The following is an 888-nucleotide window of genomic DNA, read 5'->3' as shown; positions in this document are numbered from 1 at the left end:
GCGATTCTGGTTGTGTCGGCCGCTGACGGCCCGATGCCGCAAACGCGTGAACACATCCTGCTGAGCCGCCAGGTTGGCGTGCCGTACATCATCGTCTTCCTGAACAAGGCTGACATGGTTGACGACGCCGAGCTGCTCGAGCTGGTGGAGATGGAAGTTCGCGAACTGCTGTCCAAGTACGACTTCCCGGGTGATGACACCCCGATCGTCAAGGGTTCGGCCAAGCTGGCGCTGGAAGGCGACAAGGGCGAACTGGGCGAGCAAGCCATCATGGCGCTGGCCGCCGCACTGGATTCGTACATCCCGACGCCTGAGCGCGCCGTGGACGGCACGTTCCTGATGCCGGTTGAAGACGTGTTCTCGATCTCGGGTCGTGGCACGGTGGTGACTGGCCGTATCGAACGCGGCATCGTCAAGGTCGGCGAAGAAATCGAAATCGTGGGCCTGGTGCCGACGGTCAAGACGACTTGCACGGGCGTTGAAATGTTCCGCAAGCTGCTGGACCAAGGTCAAGCCGGCGACAACGTGGGCATCCTGCTGCGCGGCACCAAGCGTGAAGACGTCCAGCGCGGCCAAGTTCTGGCCAAGCCGGGCTCGATCACCCCGCACACGGACTTCACGTCCGAGGTGTACATCCTGTCCAAGGAAGAAGGCGGCCGTCACACTCCGTTCTTCCAAGGCTATCGTCCCCAGTTCTACTTCCGCACGACGGACGTGACGGGCACGATCGAGCTGCCGGCCGACAAGGAAATGGTTCTGCCGGGCGACAACGTGGCCATGACGGTCAAGCTGTTGGCTCCCATCGCCATGGAAGAAGGCCTGCGTTTCGCCATCCGTGAAGGCGGTCGTACCGTCGGCGCCGGCGTCGTCGCCAAGATCCTGAAGTAA

The 888-nt window shown here is 62.4% G+C and carries 1 protein-coding gene; it reads left to right on the top strand.

The genetic code is table 11. From position 1 onward, the window contains the following. A partial coding sequence (gene tuf, locus API01S_RS28605) for an elongation factor Tu (RefSeq protein WP_061306730.1) occupies positions 1–888 on the top strand: 888 nt, incomplete at its 5' end.

The organism is Achromobacter piechaudii NBRC 102461 (assembly GCF_001571245.1).
Classification (GTDB): Bacteria; Pseudomonadota; Gammaproteobacteria; order Burkholderiales; family Burkholderiaceae_B; genus Achromobacter; species Achromobacter piechaudii.
Note: the sequence above shows the minus strand (reverse complement) of the source record. Positions and strands in the feature narration are given on the sequence as shown.